The following is a 16,124-nucleotide window of genomic DNA, read 5'->3' on the forward strand; positions in this document are numbered from 1 at the left end:
ATGTGGTGAACGTTCCGGCAGGGGGCTGACGTGGCGGCTGACCGGGAGGTGGACTTCCTCTGCATCGGTGGTGGGCTCGGCGGTCTCGCCGCGGCGGTGCGGGCGCACGAGCTCGGCGGCGACGTCCTCGTCGTCGAGCGGTCCGACGTCGTCGGCGGGGTCGCGGCCTACAGCGGCGGCTTCGTCTGGGTCGGCGGGAATCCGCTGGAGTCACCGCAGGACGACCCGATCGGCGCGGTCGAGTCCTATTTGGACCACGTCCAAGGCGACCGCCCCGTGGATCGCGCGGCCCGGCGCGACTACCTCCACGACGCCCGGGAGGCGACCGCGTGGTTCGCGGCGGCGGGCGTGCCGCTGCGGACCATCCCGGGAGCTCCGGACCTCTACTACCCCGCCCCCGGTTCGACGGCTGAGGGGCGGTTGTTCGAGTGCGTCGTGGACGGCCGGGGGCTCGGCGCCTGGCGAGGGCGCCTGCGGCCGGGGCCGTACTACGACGTGGGCGTCAGCCGCACCGAGCAGTACGCGGATTCGCCGCAGGACGTGCGGGAGGCGGATCGCCTGACCCACGGGGTCGGGCTCGCCGCCGCCTTCGTCCGGGAGGCGCTGGTGCACCGTGGCGTCGAGTGCCTGCTGGAGTCCAGGGCGTGCGAGCTGCTGCTCGACGGTGCGACCGTCGTCGGTGCCGTGCTCGACGGGCCGAGCGGGCGAGTCCGGGTCCGGGCCCGCGGCGGCGTGCTGATCGCGGCGGGCGGGTACGGCGGATCCCCGCAGGGCGCGGAGCTGGAGGACCTGCCGGAACTCGTCGAGAGCGCGCCCCCGGTCGTCGACGGCGACTCGATCGCGCTCGCCGAGCAGGCGGGGGCGGGCCTGGTCCGGGGCGCCGACCCGTTCTTCAGCGTCGGGCACGGGTTCCCCGGCGAGGTCCACCCCGGCACGGACGTTCCGCTGGTGCGACCGCTGCTGACGCACCTCGGCTCACCGCATTCGCTGATCGTCAACCGGGACGGGCGCAGGTTCGGCGACGAGAGCTACTACGGCGCGTTGATCAGCGCGCTGCGCCGCTTCGACGCCCGGCACCGCCGGTGGGCGAACGTGCCGTGCTGGTTCGTCGTCGACGACGAGTTCCGCTGCCGCTACGGCGTCGGCCCGCACGCGCCGGGCGAACCGTGGCCGAGCTCGATCCCGCGCGCCCACGACCTCCGCGAGCTGGCCGGACTGATCGGCGTCGATCGAGCGGGGCTGGAGCGGACCGTCACCGAGTTCAACCGGGCCGCCGACTTCGGGGAGGATCCCGAGTTCGGCCGGGGTTCCCTGCCGTTCGTGCGGCGCACGTACGGCGACGCCGCCCACGGGCCCAACCCGTGCCTGGGCGCGCTGCGGACACCGCCGTTCCACGCCCTCGAACTGTCCCTGGTCGGGTTCGGCATGGGCACGCTCGGCCTGCGGATCGATCGGGACGCCCGCGTGCTCCGGCGCGACGGTTCTCCGGTCGACGGGCTCTACGCGACGGGCAACGCCGCGGCCACCCGCGAACTGCGCGGGTACGTCACCGGGTTGGCCAACGCCCGCAACTACACCTACGCCTACCGCGCGGCCGGACACGCCTCCGGCCGCCGCGCCTGATCCTGAGAGCCTCTATTTGATCTTGTTTCCCGAGTGAGCTGCGTCTTGTCAGCGGCGGAGCCGCTGAGCAGTGACCAGCCCGAGCAAGAAGACCACCGGCGGGTGCTCAGCGGCTTCCCTCGCGAGGACGGCGATGCCGCCGTGCACGGCGTACATCAGAAGTCGCGGCCACATCGGATCAGGGGCAGCGAGCAAGCCGCTGAGGTTCCGCCACCCGACCCGCTACGCGCACCAAGCTCAAAGACAGGATTCGAGGAGCCCCATGGCGATCCGCAGCCCGTACCCCGACGTCGACGTGCCGGACGTCTCGCTGACCGAGTTCTTGTTCGGAGCGGGACCCGGCCACCACGCCGACGCGACAGCCCTCGTCGACGGTGCGACCGGAACCGCGACGACCTTCGGCGAACTCCACTCCTCGGTGCGGAACGTCGCGGCCGGGCTGCACGCTCGTGGTGCCCGCGCCGGGGACGTGGTCGGGCTGGTCGGGGCGAACTCGCCGGAATGGGTGCTGGCCTTCCACGCCGCGCTGCGCGCCAACGCCACCGTGACGACGGCGAACCCGCTCTACACGGCAGGGGAACTGGCGAACCAGTTCGCCGACTCGGGCGCCCGGTTCGTCATCACGGCGGCGGCGCTGCGGGACAAGGTGGTGGAGGCCGCGGCGAAAGCCGGGCTCGGCCCGGACTCGGTGTTCACCTTCGAACCCGTCGACGGCCACTCCTGCCTCGCCGATCTCGCGGCGGAGCGGAGCGCGCCACCCGCGCCGGTCACCGGCGCCGGCGACACGGCGGTGCTGCCGTACTCCTCGGGCACGACCGGCCGGGCCAAGGGCGTGGTGCTGACCCACCGCAACCTCGTCGCCAACGTCCTGCAGTTCGACCGGATGGTGCCGTCGACCAGGGGCAGCGCTCAGCTGGCCGTGCTGCCGCTGTTCCACATCTACGGCATGACCGTGCTGATGAACCACTGCCTGCACGCCCGCGCGCCGCTGACCACGATGCCGCGGTTCGACCTCGCCGAGATGCTGCGCCTGGTGCGCGAGCACCGGGTCCGCAAGCTCTACGTCGCGCCGCCCACGGTGCTCGCGCTGGCGAAGGACGAGCTCGTCGACTCCTACGACCTGTCCAGCCTGGAGATCGTCTTCTCCGGCGCCGCGCCGCTGGACGGCGAGCTCGGCAAGGCGCTCACCGACCGGCTGGGGTGCGCCGTCGTGCAGGGCTACGGGATGACCGAGATGTCCCCGGTGTCGCACGCGGTCCCCGAGGACCGGCTGGACCTCGACCCGGCGAGCTGCGGTTTCCCGCTGCCCGGAGTCGAGTGCCGCTTGGTGGACTCGGCGACGGGCGCGGACGTCGGCCCCGGCGAGCGCGGTGAGCTGTGGGTGCGGGGCCCGAACGTCATGTCCGGGTACCTGAACAACGCCGCGGCCACCGCGGACACCCTCGACTCGGACGGCTACCTGCACACCGGGGACGTCGCGACGGTGACCGCCGAAGGCGTGCTCACGATCGTCGACCGGGTCAAAGAACTGATCAAGTACAAGGGCTACCAGGTTCCTCCCGCCGAACTGGAGGCGTTGCTGCTCACCAACCCGTCCATCGACGACGCGGCGGTGATCGGCATCCGCGACGAACACGGCGAGGAGGTGCCGAAGGCCTTCGTCGTCCGGCGTGCCGGGAGCACGTTGACGGTCGACGAGGTGATCGCTTACGTGGCCGAGCGGATCGCGCCGCACAAGAAGGTCCGCGCGGTCGAATTCACCGGCACCATCCCCAAATCGGCGTCCGGGAAGATCCTCCGCAACCAGCTGCGCCGTCCGCCCCAGGAGCAGGCGTGAGCGGGTTCCACGCGCGAGTGTCCTGACCGCTCGGCGGCCCGGCCGATCGCGGGAGGCGACCGGCCGGGTGCGTTCGGTGGTGCTCAGCGTGATTCCGGCGCGCAAGAGGAGTCCCGCTCCGGTCGCGCGCCCGTGGTCAGGAAGTCCGTCACCGCGTCGTTGGCGCACTGGTTCGCGCCGACCACGTAGACGCCGTGACCGCCCTCGTCCACCGAGACCATCCGGGCGCGGTCGCCGAGCGCCGAACGCAGCTCTCGGGCGCCCGCCATCGGAGTGCCCGGATCGCGTTCGTTCTGCACCAGGAGGACGTTCGACGGGCCGCGGTCTGTGATCCGCACCTTCGGCTCCGCCGGGTCCGCCCAGAACGCGCAGGGCGAGATGTTCGCCGAGGCCGCGCCGAGCTTCGGGTACCGCTCCCGGTCGGCCTCGACGTCCCGCTGGTAGCTCTCCACCGAGCGCGGCCAGGCCGAGTCGCCGCAGATGACGGCGAACCGGGACGCGGGGACGTTGTCGCTCGCGGGCGGCTCGCTGCCCGGCAGTTCCGGGTCCTCTCCCTCGTCCAGCGCCTGCCACGCCTTCGCCAAGGGCTCCAGGTCCGCGCTGTAGAGCAGGCTGAACGTCAGACCGCGGAAGACCGTCCCGTTGTAGGCCGCGACCGGTTCCCGGTCCAGCCGGTCGGCGAGCTCGTCGAACTTCGCCGTCACCTCGTCCGGAGTCGTGCCCAGGCCGTAATCCGGGCGCGCCGCCGCGAACCTCGCGAAGTCCGGGAAACGTTCCTCCATGCCGCGGCCGAAGGCGCGCATCGCCCCGATGTCGTAGCCGTTCGGCCCGAGGTTGCTGTCGAGGACGACCCGGTCGCTGCGCTCCGGGAACATCGTGGTGTAAACCGCACCCAGGTAGCTCCCGTAGGAAGCGCCGAGGTACGACGCCGTGGACTCGCCGAGCGCCTCGCGGATCGCGTCCATGTCGCGCGCGGTGTTCGCCGTGGTGATGAACGGCAGGGTCGATCCGGTCGCGGAGTTCGCGCACTGCTCGGCTTCCGCCTTCGAGACCTCGGCCTGCCGCACCACGTCGGCCGAGTCGTGCGCGTACGGCAGGTTGCCGATCGCGATTTGCTCCGGTGTCAGATCGCACGTCACCGGCGCGCTGTGGCCGACGCCGCGCGGGTCGAACCCGATCACGTCGTACTGGTCCCGCACGCTCGGCGGCAGCGGCTTCGGCAGCACGGACTCGGTCAGCAGCTGCGGGTAGTCCAGTCCCCCGCCGCCGGGACCGCCCGGGTTCGTCAGCAGGACGCCGCGCCGCTGCTCCGGGTTCTTGCTCGGCAGGCGCGACACCGCGATCTCGACCTTGCGACCGCCGGGGTCCTGGTAGTCCAGGGGCACCCGCAGCGTCGTGCACTCCAGGTCCGGCGTGGGCACCGGAGTCGTCGGGCACGGCCCCCAGTTCAGCTCGTCGGTGGCCGTCGAGGCCGCGGACACCGTCGGCACCACCGCAGTGGCGGCAGCGGCGACGGCGGCCCCGGACGCCATCCACAGCAGGAACTTCCGCATCGGGCTTCCTCTTCTCCGCGTTCGTCCGGCCGCCGGTCGGCGGCGGATCCGGTGGACCGGGCGGGTCGTCACGGCGACGACGCCCACTGCGGTTCGGGCGAACCCGCCGGCTGGACCCCCGCCGCGCCGGGCCGCTCGGTCCTGCGCTGAGCCGCCGGGGAACCGGTGTTCGGGCGAGGCGAGTCGCTCGCTCCCGGAGGTCGCGTTCCGGGCGGCGAAGACCGGCGGAGCGGCGACCGGGTTTCGGGAAGATCACCGCGAGCGATGCCCGTGCAGGCGGCGACGACGATCGGAATCGTTGGCATGCACCGATTCCAGCGGGATCGGTGCTCGTCCGGTAGTGCGGTCGCGTCACCAGTGGACCGTGACGTTCCCGACCCCGAGACCTGACGTGGTGTCACTGGTGGCCGCCGGATCAGTGCGGCATGCTCGGGAAGAACCGCTGCCCGAACCCGGAGGACCGTGACGGACATCTGGCCCGTGGCCCGCCCGAGATGGTCCGGCGGCGCCCTGCAGGAGCGGCTGCGCACGCTCAACCTGATCACGACGGTCCCGCCCGTCGCCCTCGCCGGCGTGGCGTCGCTGGTGCTCACCTCGGACTCGTGGGTGCACGTCGTCATCCAGGCCGTGGGGGTCGCGGCGGCGGTCGCGACCGCCGAACGCTGGACGGCGGGCGACTTCCTCCGCGTGGCCCGGCCCTGCCTGGTCGTGACCGCGGTGATGTGGCTGGCCGGGGCGTTGACCGACGCCAAGGGCGCGGCCTTCGGAGTGTGCATCGTCGCGGCATTCCTGATCCCGCCGCTGCAGCGACACCGGTTCGCGGCACTGACCGGGTTGACCGTCTTCGTCGCCGCGCTGGGCGCCGCGAACCTGCTCGTCTTCGGCGACGACACGCCGTACCGGCTCTTCCAGTACGTCGCTGTGCCCGCGCTGACCCTGCCGGTGGGGACCGCTTTCGTGTTCCTCAACCAGCGGTTCTACGACCTGATCGCCGAGCTGGAGCGGTCGCGGGAGCGCGACGCCGAACTGGCCGTGATGCGGGAGCGCATGCGGTTCGCCGGGGACCTGCACGACATCCAGGGCCACACCCTGCACGTGGTGAAGCTGAAGGTCGCGCTCGCCGAGAAGTTGCTGGACGCCGACACCGGCCGGGCGCGGGAGGAACTGCGGGAGGTGCACGCACTGGTCGGCGACACCATCGTGCAGACCAAGGAACTAGCCCACGCCCAGCGGCGGCTGAACCTGTCCGCGGAGCTGGAGAACGCGAAGAACCTCTTCGAGGCGGCGGGGATCCGGGTGCGCGTCGATCGCGAAGGCGACGCGCACCCGCGCACCGGCGAACTGCTCGGCCAGGTCCTGCGCGAGACCACGACGAACATCCTGCGCCACGCCCAGGCAGGCCGGGTCGAGATCACGCTGGCGGCCTCCGGGATCACCATCGTCAACGACGGCGCGCCGGAGTCGGGGCCGCCGGAGCTGAGCGGGCTCGCCGCGCTGCGGGAGCGCTTGGCCGACCACGGCGGCGAGCTGGAGGTGTCGCGGCGGGGCGGCCGTTTCCGCACCGCGGCGACCTTCCGCGACCTGCCGGACCGGGAGGAGAGCCGATGACCACGGTGGTGCTCGCCGACGACGAGGCGCTGCTGCGCAAGGCGCTCGCCGCTCTGCTCCCCCTGGAAGGCGAGATCACCGTGCTCGCCGAAGCCGAGGACGGCGCGGCAGCGGTCGCGGCCACCCTGCGGCACGAGCCGGACGTGCTCGTGATCGACCTGGAGATGCCGCGGGTCGACGGCCTCGGCGCCGTCGCCGAGATCCGCCGAGAGCGGCCGGGGCAGGTGATCCTCATGCTCACCCGGCACGCGCGGCCCGGCGTGCTGCGCCGGGCGTTGCAGCTCGGAGTCCAGGGCTTCGTCAGCAAATCCGCGGAACCCGCGCACATCACGTCGGTGATCAGAACGCTGCACGCGGGCAAGCGCTGGATCGACCCGGACGTCTCCGCGCTCGCGGTCGTGGACGACTGCCCGCTCACCGAACGCGAACTCGACGTCCTGCGCGCGACCCGCGACGGCTTCTCGGCCTCCGAGATCGCCGGTCGGCTGCACCTCGCGGAAGGCACCGTCCGCAACTACCTGTCGAGCGCCATGCAGAAGACCCAGACCCGCACCCGCCACGAAGCCGCCCGCTACGCCCGCGAGCACGACTGGCTGTGAGGGCTCTCGCGGGAGCGGTTGCGCGGCGGGGCGGGTGGCGCAACCTCAGCGTTCTCCTCGCTGCGGGATCATTTTCCCAGAGTGGCTCCAGCACGGGGACATCGCTGTGTTCGGGGGAAGAACGCCGAGAACTCGCGGCGGTGCCGGTCGCGAGGGCGGTCACTGCGCAGCGGCTTCACCGCTGACAAGACGACGATCACAAGATCTTACCGCGAGCATGCCCGATCTCCCCGCCGCTGGAGTTCAACGTCCTAAGTGGACGGGGAGTTCGCGGTGGCCGTTGGAGATGAACGACGGGACTGGGCGCAGTTCCGCCGCCGGGACCGCCAGTGCCAGGTCCGGGTAGCGGGCGAACAAGGCCGGTAGTGCGAGCGCCGATTCCAAGCGGGCCAGCGACGAACCGAGGCAGAAGTGCGTGCCGTGCCCGAAGGTCAGGTGCTCCTTGTCGGCGCGGGTGATGTCGAAGCGGTCGACGTCCTGGTCCGGTCGCGGGCACCGGTTGGCGCTCCCGAAAGCAGCCAGGATCGGTTCGCCCGCGCGGATCGTCACGTCGCCGACGGTGATGTCCTCGACGGCGTAGCGCAGCGGCATCACCGAGATCGGCGGCTGCCAGCGCAGCGCTTCCTCGATCACGTCGTCCCAGCAGCACTCCCCGGACCGCACCTGCGCGAGCTGGCCGGGGTGGGTGAGCAGGGCGGTGATCGCGTGGTCGAGGTGGTTGGCGGTCGTCTCGTGCCCGGCTCCGAGCAGCAGGAGCAGCGTGTGGATCAGCTCTTCCTCGGAGAGCCGGGAGTGGTTCTCGTCGCGGTTGGTGAGCAGCGCGCTGGTGAGGTCGTCGCCGGGGTCGCGGCGCCTCGCGGCGATGAGGTCCAGGAACAGGTTCCGACCGGCGTCGAAGGCGGCGGCGGCAGCACCGGGTTCGGCCGTGGTGGACACGAGGACGTCGGTGATGCGCCGCAGCTCCGCGCGAGGACCGCCCTCTGGGAACCCCATCAGCTGGCAGATCACCTCGATGGGCAGCGGGTAGCAGAACCGCGCGCGGAGATCGACCACGTCCGCACCGTCCTCGGCGATCTCGTCGAGGAGTTCCTCGACGAGCCGCTCGATCCACGGGCGCAGGGCCTCGACGCGGCGAGCGGTGAAGACCTTCGACACCAGCGAACGCAACCGCCGGTGGTCCGGACCGTAGGCGTTGAGCATGTCCTGCCGGGCGACCCAGGCCATCAGCGGCCAATCCGCGGAGACCTCACCGTCGATCCAGGCAGGCCAGTGCCGGTTCGGGTCCTTCGACACCCTCGGGTCGGTCAACAACCGCCGCAACGCGGCCGGATCGGACACGGACCAAGCGACGACCTCTCCCGGTAGCAGCACCGGCGTGACCGGGCCCCGTTCTCGCACGCGCGCGGCCTCGGCGTGGACGTCGGTCGCGTCCGGATCGAGGACGTACGGCTCGGGCGTCTGCATCGGCGGGCCCCTCTCGTCACGGCGGTGATCGGCGGTGCTCCCCACTGTCTTGCGGTTCGCACCCGGCCGTCAGCCGCCGAACAGGTCGGCTCGACGCGTCACGCGGACGGCGGGCCTCGCTGGGGGCGCGGCCTCCGCACCGGCGGACCGGGCGTCGAGGGCGAGCGCTTCGGGACACGGACAACCTCGCGCCGTGCGATTTCGGCTGATGTGCACGTGTTGCTCGGCGCGCCGGTTCGCTCGCCCGGGTGTGGTCAGCCGTGCCGGACGCCTTCGACGGCGCCGGGAGCGAGGGTCGAGGTGGTCACCGGGGCGTCGCCGAGCGCGTCGCCGACGGATGCGAGCAGTTCCGGGGAGAGCTCGATACCCGAGGCCGCGACGTTCGCCCGGACCTGCTCCGGGCGGGACGCGCCGACGATGGCGGCGGCCACCTCGCCGCGGCGCAGCACCCACGCCAAGGCCAACGTCGTGAGGTCCAGTCCGGACCGTTCGGCGACGGGCGCCAAGCGTTCGACGGCGGCCAGCGCCACGGGTTCGTCGAAGATCGCCGTCATCGCCCGCGAGGCCTGCGCATCGGCGCGGCGGCTGCCCTCTGGCGGCGGCGCGCCAGGACGGTACTTGCCGGTGAGCATGCCCTGCGCCAGCGGGGACCAAACGATCTGCGAGATGTCGTTCTCGGCGCACAGGCCGAAGATCTCGGCTTCCGGTGCCTGCCACAGCATCGAGTACTGCGGCTGAGAGGAGACGAACAGCTCCGGACCGGCTATGTCGATCGCCGCCCGGATCTGCTCCGGCGTCCACTCGCTGAAACCGAGGTAACGGGCCTTGCCCTGTTCGACGACGCGCTGCAGCGCCGTGATCGTCTCCTCGATCGGGACTTCCGGGTCGAACCGGTGGGCCTGGTAGAGGTCCACGTGGTCGGTGCGCAGGCGGGTCAGCGAGGCGTCGATCTGTTGGGCGATCTTGGCCGCGGACAAGCCCCGCGCGGTCTCCGGCATGGCGCCCCACACCTTGGTGGCCAGCACGTAGGAGTTCCTCTGGTGGCGCGAGAGGATCTCGCCCCAGGCCAGTTCCGCGGCGCCGTGACCGTAGATGTTGGCGGTGTCGAACAGCGTGATCCCCGTGTCGAGCGCGCCTTCGGTGACTGCGCGGTTCTCCTCGAGATCGGTGCTGTCGTCGAAGAACATCCAGGAACCGAGGGCGATCTCCGAGACCTCTAGATCCGACGAACCGAGCTTGCGGTACCGCATGTCCGTGTTCCTCTCCGGTGGCGATCGAACGGTTCGCGCTCCCCTGTCGGGAGATGAGGTCAGCGGTCCGGTTCGGCCGGGTTTCAGCGGGCCTTCGGCGGTCACCGACCGCGCCTGCTGCTCGCTGAGCGCACCGTTCCGGTCCAGGCCGTCGGGTCGGGTGTGCGCGACGAGCACGATAGCCGCCAAACACGTCGCGGCGCGGAGTCCGCGCAGACGTGGCCACCGGGCGTGCGCTTCGTGCGGCACCGCGCCGTCCACCGGGCCAGGCCGCGGTGAGCACGAGGAAGACCCCTCCGGACGCGCGGAGCGAAAGCGCCGTCTTCGTGCGGGGAGGCCGTCCCGCCGAGGGCGACCGGCAGAGGTGGTCGCTGCTCAACGGCTTCACCGCTGACGAGAAGCAGTGCGGCTGGCGGGCGCGGGGTCCGCATCCGGAGGACGTCCGGTCGGTTGCTGGTTCGCGCCCGGTGGTGGGGGGCACCGGGCGCGCGTCAGTTGCCGGTGTGCTTCTGGATCACTCGGCCGCGGGCCAGGAGGGGACTGCTGCCTCGAGGGCTCGCTGGGACAGGGCGCAGGGGTCCGCGGTGGCTCCGCTGGGGATCTTGGCCTTGGCCGAGACGGACTGCTCGGCGTTGGCGGCCACGACCAGTTCGCACTTGCCGTCGGCCTTCGGGTCGCCGGAGTTGGCGCGGACCGCCGGGTGCCCGCCGACGGTCAGCTCGCCGAAGTCGGAGTACTTCGTGGACTCGTCGCGGAAGTCCTGCACGGAGCGCTCCGGCTCCACGCCGATCGCGAGCTCCACACCTCCGCCCGCGGACTTCCAGGTGCAGCCGTCGGCGGTCTCCTCGCCCTCCTCGTGGAAGCCCAGCTCGTGGATCGTCTGGGAAGGCACCAGGTCGCACGGGGACTCGTTGCTCGGGTCCTTCGGGGACGCCACCTGCTCGCCCTGGCCGCAACCGGCCAGCGATACCGCGGCGGCGACGGCGAGACCGACCAACCCGAGCCGAACCGCTCCGAAGCGGGTCATCGCAACCTTCTCGTTCACACTCATCACGCCTGCCGTTGATCCGGTCCGGATCGGGACGATCCGGAGAACTCGCGCCCTCCCCGTTGGACGCGCTGCATGATGCCCCGCCCGAGCGGGCACCGGAAGTGGCAGCAACGTCGATTCAGCCGTCCTGCGCAGGCGCTCCCGGACCGAACCGGTGCACGCGCTGCACCGGACGGCCCAGGGCTGGGGCCGCCGGACCCGCCGGGAAGCCGCCTCCGTGGCGAGAACCCGCCGACTTCTCCGGCCCACGACGACCGGCCGCCTCGGCGGGAGGGTTTGTGCACCCGTCCGCACCGGGCACCCGAAGTGACGAGGTCAGTTCGAGGCGACCGCCCGCTGAGGCCAGGCGCTCGCGCAACAGGCCCTGCCGTCGGCCCGCCCGGCGATCAACAGGGATCCACGAGAAGCGAAAGAGATTCGCCATGACGCATTCGCGCAGCTCCCACGGATCAGACCGCTCGCGCAAGTCCGAGCACCGGCCCGACGAGGCCGAGACGAACGAGAGGACCTCCTGGACCACCGGCTCCCCCGGCGGCGCCTCCGCCGCCGGGGCGGGCACCGGCGCCACCTCCGTCGGCGGCGCACCTGCCGGGGACGAGTCCACCAGCGGCACGACCACGTCCGCGGAGCCGGCCAAGACCAGTCCCGTGGCCGTGTTCGGTCTCGTGTTCGGGCTGCTGGCCCTGTTCTGCGTCCTGATCGGCGTGCTCGCGCCGCTGGCGATCGTGTTCGGGATCGTCGGCATCGTGCTCGGCATCATGGGCCGCAAGCAGGGTTCCCAGCCGCGGCGAACCGGCAAGGGCGTCGCCACCGCCGGGCTGACCATGGCCATCATCGCGCTGGTCCTCGGCATCCTCGCGGGCATCGCCATCGTCATGGGCTTGACGAACCCCGACATCATCGGCCCGATCCAGGAGCAGGTGACCAACGTGATGCCCCCCGGCTGACGGCCGAGCCGAGCCCTGACTCCTCCGGACGGCCCTAGGCCCCTTCGCGGAGGTCGAGGAACACCCAGGTGGAGTCGGGGGCCAAGCCGCTGAGCGACTTGCCGCAGTTCTGCAGGACCACCGGTCCCGAGGTGACGTGCTGGGTACCGGCGTGCAGGTCGCGGAAGAACCGCTGCAGCGCTCCCCGGCGCAACGCCGCCGTGGCAGCCCACTTGTAGACGGTCTGGCCGACGGCTTGCGCCGACCAGGTGGCGTTGTTCAGCGCCAGCCGGGTCAGGGTCTCCTGCTCGGCGGTGAGGAGCTCACCGCGGCGCAGGGCTGCCTCGTTGTCCGCCCAGACCTCCCGGGACCAGGCGCGGGCCGACCGCAACTTGCTCTCCGCCTCGGCGTACTCGGCGTAGAACTGGCCGGTGTCCACCGAGGCACGGGGCCTGCCGCTCTTCTCGGCGGCCAGCGCCTTCATCTCGTCGAGCATGCGGCGGCCCACGCCGAGCGCCCAGCCGGTGTGGAAGAGGGAGGACATGTTCACCAGGCCCACCCGGTAGAGGGCGCCTCCGTGGGGGTTGTCCGTGGTGGCCGCCTCGTAGACGTGGGAGTCGGGCACGAAGACGTCCGCGCAGCGGTAGTCGATGCTGCTGGTCGCGCGCAGCCCCATCACGTCCCAGTCGTCGATCTGCTCGACCTGCTCCTTGGGCAGGGTGCAGACGAGCGCCGCGCCGGTCTGCTCGCACAGCACGGCCGTGTGGACGTGGCTGGCGATCGGCAGGCCCGAAGCGAAGTGCCAGCGGCCGGTGATGCGGTAGCCCCCGTCGACCTTCACCGCGGCGCCGGGTTTGGTCCCCTGGCCCGCGATCAACGCGTGGTCGCCGTTGCGGACGTCGGGGAACAGGTCCCGCGCCGCCTCCGCGCCGACGTACGCGGCGGTCGTGCCGGTCACCATCTGCAGGGCCATCACCGACCAGCTCGCGGCGGAGTCGGCGTGCGCGAGGCGGGCGACGGTGTCGATGATCTGGTGCGGCGCGAACTCGTAGCCGCCCAGCTCGCGGGGGATGCAGACCCGGAAGACCCCTGTGTGGCGCAGTGCCTCGACGATCACGTCGGTGAGGCGGCCCAGTTCCTCGGACCGCTCGGCGCTCTCGTCCAGCAGCGGGGCGATGTCGTCCAGCCGCCGCATGAGGGGTTCGTACTCGTCGCTGACGTTGATCCCGGCTTCGGCTGCCATGCTCGTCCTCCCGGAGGGGGCCTGGTCGATCCGTTGCGCCTCGGATCAGCCTAGGAGGCGGGAGCGCGGCGCGCAGGCAAAACGGCGGGTTCGCTCCGCATTCCCGGATGCGGCGAAGCCGATTCGATCAGTCCACAAAGGACCTGACGACGTGTGCCCGCCCGCTCACAGGCCGAGTCTCAGCGTGGTTCCGCGGGCGCGGGAGCAGCAGGTCAGCATGCTGCGACCGGCGGCGCGCTCGGCCTTGGTCAGCACCCCGTCGCGGTGGTCGATCGCGCCGTCGAGCACCGCGACCTCGCAAGAGCCGCACAGGCCTTCCTCGCAGTCGCTGGGGACGTCGACGCCGGCCGCGCGCAGCGCGGACAGCAGCGTCCCGTCGGCCGGGACGGCGACGGTACCGCCGGAGTCGGCGAGCTCGGCGTCGAACGCGTGCTCGCGGGCGGGATCGAGGAGCGCCTGCGCCGCGCCGAAGTGCTCGACGTGCAGGGAATCCTCCGGCCAGTGCCGCATCGCCTCGTCCAGCGCGTCGAGCAGCACCCGCGGTCCGCACGCGTAGACCTGCCTGCCCGGGACGGGTTCGGCGAGCAGCGCTGCGACGTCGAGCCGGGCGCCGCGCGCGTGCACGGTCAGCGCGTCGCCGTGCTCCCGGCGGAGCCGGTCGAGGAACGCCATCGTCGAGTCGTCGCGCCCGCAGTAGTGGATCTCGTAGTCGGCACCCGCCGCGCGGGCGTGGTCGGCCATCGCGATGATCGGAGTGATGCCGATGCCACCGGCGACGAACACGTAGCCGCCGGTGTCCGGGGCGAGCCGGAAGTGGTTGCGCGGCCCCCGGATCCGCACCACCTGCCCGGCTTCGAGCCGGTCGTGCACGAACCGCGAGCCGCCCCTGCTCTCCGGTTCGCGCAGCACCGCGATCCGGTACCGGTCCGGGTCGGCGGGGTCGCCGCACAGCGAGTACTGCCGCGACAGCTCGCCCAGCTCCACGTCGATGTGCGCGCCGGGAGTCCACCGCGGCAGGCCGGAACCGGCCAGCGCCACCGACACGACCCCTTCGGCGACCGGCTCGACGGCTTCGACCACCACCGCTCGCGCGAGGGCTCGGCGGACCGGTTCCCCGATGCGCACCGGGTGCTCGCGGCCCAGCAAGCCCGGCTCGCGGCGTTCCGGGTTGGCCGCCGGATCCCAGCGCACCCACAGGTGCTCCGGCCCGCGGAAGGAAGTGTTGGGCAGGTACGTCAGCTTCCGGCCGGGCACCCGTTCCATGTGCGGGAGCCTGCTGGTGAGCTCTTCCAGGAACACCTGCAGTTCCATCCGGGCGAGGTTCTTGCCGAGGCACTGGTGGCTGCCGTAGCCGAAGGTGAGGTGGTCCGCAGCGTTGTCGCGCCGGATGTCGAACCCGTCCGGGTCATCGAAGTGCCGCTCGTCGTGGTTGGCCGAGGAGTTGACGATGAGCAGCTTCGCGCCGCGCGGGATCCGCACTCCCCCGATCTCCGCGTCGGCGGTCGCGAGGCGGCGCCAGGCGGCGACGGATCCGTTGTGCCGCAGGCATTCCTCGACGGCGTTGGAGATGAGCGACGGGTCGGCGCACAGCTCGTCCCACGCGGAACGGTTCTCCAGCAACGACTTCACCGCGTTGGCCGCGGCGTTGGCCGTCGTCTCGTGCGCGGCGACGATGCCGGCCATCATCATCGAGTGCAGGTAGGAATCCGTGATGATCTCGGGCATCTCGCGCTGCAACCGGATGCTGCACGGCATCCAGCCCGGCCCGGACGGGTCCGCGCGCAGCTTCGCCACGACCTCGCCCGCGAACCGCCAGAAGTGGCCGACCGCGTCCGCGACCGCCACCTGCTGCTCCGGTGATGGACGTCCCCACGTGTTGACGGTGTGGGCGATCGAGTACTTCCGCAGCGTCGGCATGTCCTCCTCCGGCACGCCCAGGAAGTGCAGCGCGACGGTGAGGGTGACCTCCCAGAACATCTCGTCGACCAGGTCCGCCTCGCCCGCGTCGACGAAGCGGTCGACGTAGTCGCGGGCGAGCCCGCGCACCATCGGTTCGTGCTCCGCGAGCGCCTCGGGCGCGAAGGAGCCCATCAGCGCCCTGCGCCGCGGCTGGTGGGCGGGCTCGTCCTCGTTGACCAGCGTGCGATCCATGGCGTAGCCGTGCTCGGCGAGCTTGCGGGTGGCCGCCGCCGAGACCGGGGTGATCTTCTCCAGCGCGATCGACGGCGAGAACAGGACGTTGTCCCGGAACACCGCCTGGACGTCGGCGTAGCGGGTGACCACCCAATAGCCGATCTCCGGGCTGTAGAAGACCGGTTCCTCGTCGCGCGACCAGCGCAGCGAGGCCGGCGGATCGGCCTGGTACCGCTCGCCGAACGGGTCGAACGCCGCCGCACCGGCCGAGATCGAGTGGGCAACGGGGCACGATCCTGCGCTCATGGTCGCCTCCGGAAATCCGCGCCGGTGGCCCGTGCGCGCTTCGGATCCGTTATCGCACACCTCGAAGACTAGAGCGGCCCGCGAGAGCAGCCAAGGTCCGACCGGGGTCGCGGCGGGGAGCCGGGCAGGGTGATCGCCGACCGCTCCTCCGCCCTCGAAGAATCTCACGGCGAAACTGCTTCCAGAATTCGAATCAGGAGAGAGTCTTCCTTGCCCACGAAATCATAATGCGCCGCAAATTCAGCAGAAATGCATTCCATTGGACCGGCAGAACCAACATTCATTGCACCGAACAGGCGTGATCATCGTCCGATCGCACGCAAAATTCGAACAAACCCGGACACTCCAGCGAAAAGATTCAAGAAGTCCGTTTCCGTCACGTTTTCCCATTTCAAAGACACTCCGAAGAAGACACTCCCCACGCCGGAATAATCGTGCTAACGTCCCGTATCGTCATCTCCGCACATCTGGAATGTGATCGAACGCGGGCGGCCGGAAAATCGATCCGGACGCAGCGAGACCACGTCCGCT

12 protein-coding genes are annotated in these 16,124 nt (G+C 71.4%); 5 read left to right on the forward strand and 7 right to left on the reverse strand.

The window, feature by feature from the left end; translation table 11 throughout:
- Positions 1-30: 30 nt before the first annotated feature.
- A complete protein-coding gene (locus OOZ19_RS03595; protein WP_266088187.1) occupies positions 31-1,623 on the forward strand; it encodes an FAD-binding protein in 1,593 nt (530 codons plus the stop codon).
- Positions 1,624-1,671: 48 nt separating this feature from the next.
- Here the strand turns inward: OOZ19_RS03595 and OOZ19_RS03600 are convergent, their stop codons facing one another.
- Entirely contained in the window at positions 1,672-1,797 is a 126-nt protein-coding gene (locus OOZ19_RS03600; RefSeq protein ID WP_266088189.1) for a hypothetical protein, read from the reverse strand.
- Between the two features lie 88 nt (positions 1,798-1,885).
- Here OOZ19_RS03600 and OOZ19_RS03605 point away from each other — a divergent pair, with 88 nt between their 5' ends.
- Positions 1,886-3,460, forward strand: a complete 1,575-nt coding sequence (locus OOZ19_RS03605; RefSeq protein WP_266088191.1) for an AMP-binding protein — start codon at positions 1,886-1,888, stop codon at positions 3,458-3,460.
- An 83-nt stretch (positions 3,461-3,543) separates the two neighbouring features.
- Here OOZ19_RS03605 and OOZ19_RS03610 read toward each other — a convergent pair whose 3' ends face one another.
- Complete coding sequence (locus OOZ19_RS03610; protein ID WP_266088193.1) at positions 3,544-5,013, reverse strand: alpha/beta hydrolase; 1,470 nt, start codon at positions 5,011-5,013, stop codon at positions 3,544-3,546.
- 462 nt (positions 5,014-5,475) lie between these two features.
- On the opposite strand from OOZ19_RS03610, the gene OOZ19_RS03615 reads away from it, so the two are divergent.
- Together OOZ19_RS03615 and OOZ19_RS03620 are read left to right on the forward strand one after the other, a co-directional pair.
- Positions 5,476-6,621 (forward strand): sensor histidine kinase, encoded by a 1,146-nt coding sequence (locus tag OOZ19_RS03615; RefSeq protein WP_266088195.1) that lies wholly within the window; start codon positions 5,476-5,478, stop codon positions 6,619-6,621.
- Positions 6,618-7,220 (forward strand): response regulator transcription factor, encoded by a 603-nt coding sequence (locus OOZ19_RS03620; RefSeq protein WP_266088197.1) that lies wholly within the window; start codon positions 6,618-6,620, stop codon positions 7,218-7,220. Before OOZ19_RS03615 ends, OOZ19_RS03620 begins: the two co-directional genes overlap by 4 nt.
- Positions 7,221-7,463: 243 nt before the next feature.
- On the opposite strand, the gene OOZ19_RS03625 is transcribed toward OOZ19_RS03620, so the two are convergent.
- From OOZ19_RS03625 to OOZ19_RS03635, 3 genes are all read right to left on the reverse strand, one after another.
- Positions 7,464-8,684, reverse strand: a complete 1,221-nt coding sequence (locus OOZ19_RS03625) for a cytochrome P450 family protein (protein WP_266088199.1) — start codon at positions 8,682-8,684, stop codon at positions 7,464-7,466.
- A 254-nt stretch (positions 8,685-8,938) separates the two neighbouring features.
- Positions 8,939-9,934 (reverse strand): aldo/keto reductase, encoded by a 996-nt coding sequence (locus OOZ19_RS03630; protein ID WP_266088201.1) that lies wholly within the window; start codon positions 9,932-9,934, stop codon positions 8,939-8,941.
- Between the two features lie 514 nt (positions 9,935-10,448).
- Positions 10,449-10,961 carry a DUF3558 family protein gene (locus OOZ19_RS03635; protein ID WP_266088203.1) on the reverse strand — a complete coding sequence of 171 codons (513 nt, stop codon included), beginning with the start codon at positions 10,959-10,961 and terminating at the stop codon, positions 10,449-10,451.
- A 446-nt stretch (positions 10,962-11,407) separates the two neighbouring features.
- Here OOZ19_RS03635 and OOZ19_RS03640 point away from each other — a divergent pair, with 446 nt between their 5' ends.
- Positions 11,408-11,932: a DUF4190 domain-containing protein gene (locus OOZ19_RS03640; RefSeq protein ID WP_266088205.1), complete on the forward strand. Its 525-nt coding sequence runs from the start codon at positions 11,408-11,410 to the stop codon at positions 11,930-11,932.
- A 34-nt stretch (positions 11,933-11,966) separates the two neighbouring features.
- Here the strand turns inward: OOZ19_RS03640 and OOZ19_RS03645 are convergent, their stop codons facing one another.
- Positions 11,967-13,154, reverse strand: a complete 1,188-nt coding sequence (locus OOZ19_RS03645) for an acyl-CoA dehydrogenase family protein (protein ID WP_266088207.1) — start codon at positions 13,152-13,154, stop codon at positions 11,967-11,969.
- Between the two features lie 165 nt (positions 13,155-13,319).
- A complete protein-coding gene (locus tag OOZ19_RS03650) occupies positions 13,320-15,593 on the reverse strand; it encodes a cytochrome P450/oxidoreductase (protein WP_266088209.1) in 2,274 nt (757 codons plus the stop codon).
- Positions 15,594-16,124: the final 531 nt, after the last annotated feature.

Origin of the sequence: Saccharopolyspora sp. NFXS83 (assembly GCF_026241095.1) — a bacterium.
Classification (GTDB): domain Bacteria; phylum Actinomycetota; class Actinomycetes; order Mycobacteriales; family Pseudonocardiaceae; genus Saccharopolyspora_C.

What these genes read in the sequence shown, in the direction of transcription:
- OOZ19_RS03635 (WP_266088203.1), bottom strand. Translation starts at nt 10,961, where the DNA reads ATGACCCGCTTCGGAGCGGTTCGGCTCGGGTTGGTCGGTCTCGCCGTC.
- OOZ19_RS03600 (WP_266088189.1), bottom strand. Translation starts at nt 1,797, where the DNA reads ATGTGGCCGCGACTTCTGATGTACGCCGTGCACGGCGGCATCGCCGTC.
- OOZ19_RS03625 (WP_266088199.1), bottom strand. Translation starts at nt 8,684, where the DNA reads ATGCAGACGCCCGAGCCGTACGTCCTCGATCCGGACGCGACCGACGTC.
- OOZ19_RS03620 (WP_266088197.1), top strand. Translation starts at nt 6,618, where the DNA reads ATGACCACGGTGGTGCTCGCCGACGACGAGGCGCTGCTGCGCAAGGCG.
- OOZ19_RS03605 (WP_266088191.1), top strand. Translation starts at nt 1,886, where the DNA reads ATGGCGATCCGCAGCCCGTACCCCGACGTCGACGTGCCGGACGTCTCG.
- OOZ19_RS03645 (WP_266088207.1), bottom strand. Translation starts at nt 13,154, where the DNA reads ATGGCAGCCGAAGCCGGGATCAACGTCAGCGACGAGTACGAACCCCTC.
- OOZ19_RS03610 (WP_266088193.1), bottom strand. Translation starts at nt 5,013, where the DNA reads ATGCGGAAGTTCCTGCTGTGGATGGCGTCCGGGGCCGCCGTCGCCGCT.
- OOZ19_RS03640 (WP_266088205.1), top strand. Translation starts at nt 11,408, where the DNA reads ATGACGCATTCGCGCAGCTCCCACGGATCAGACCGCTCGCGCAAGTCC.
- OOZ19_RS03630 (WP_266088201.1), bottom strand. Translation starts at nt 9,934, where the DNA reads ATGCGGTACCGCAAGCTCGGTTCGTCGGATCTAGAGGTCTCGGAGATC.
- OOZ19_RS03650 (WP_266088209.1), bottom strand. Translation starts at nt 15,593, where the DNA reads ATGAGCGCAGGATCGTGCCCCGTTGCCCACTCGATCTCGGCCGGTGCG.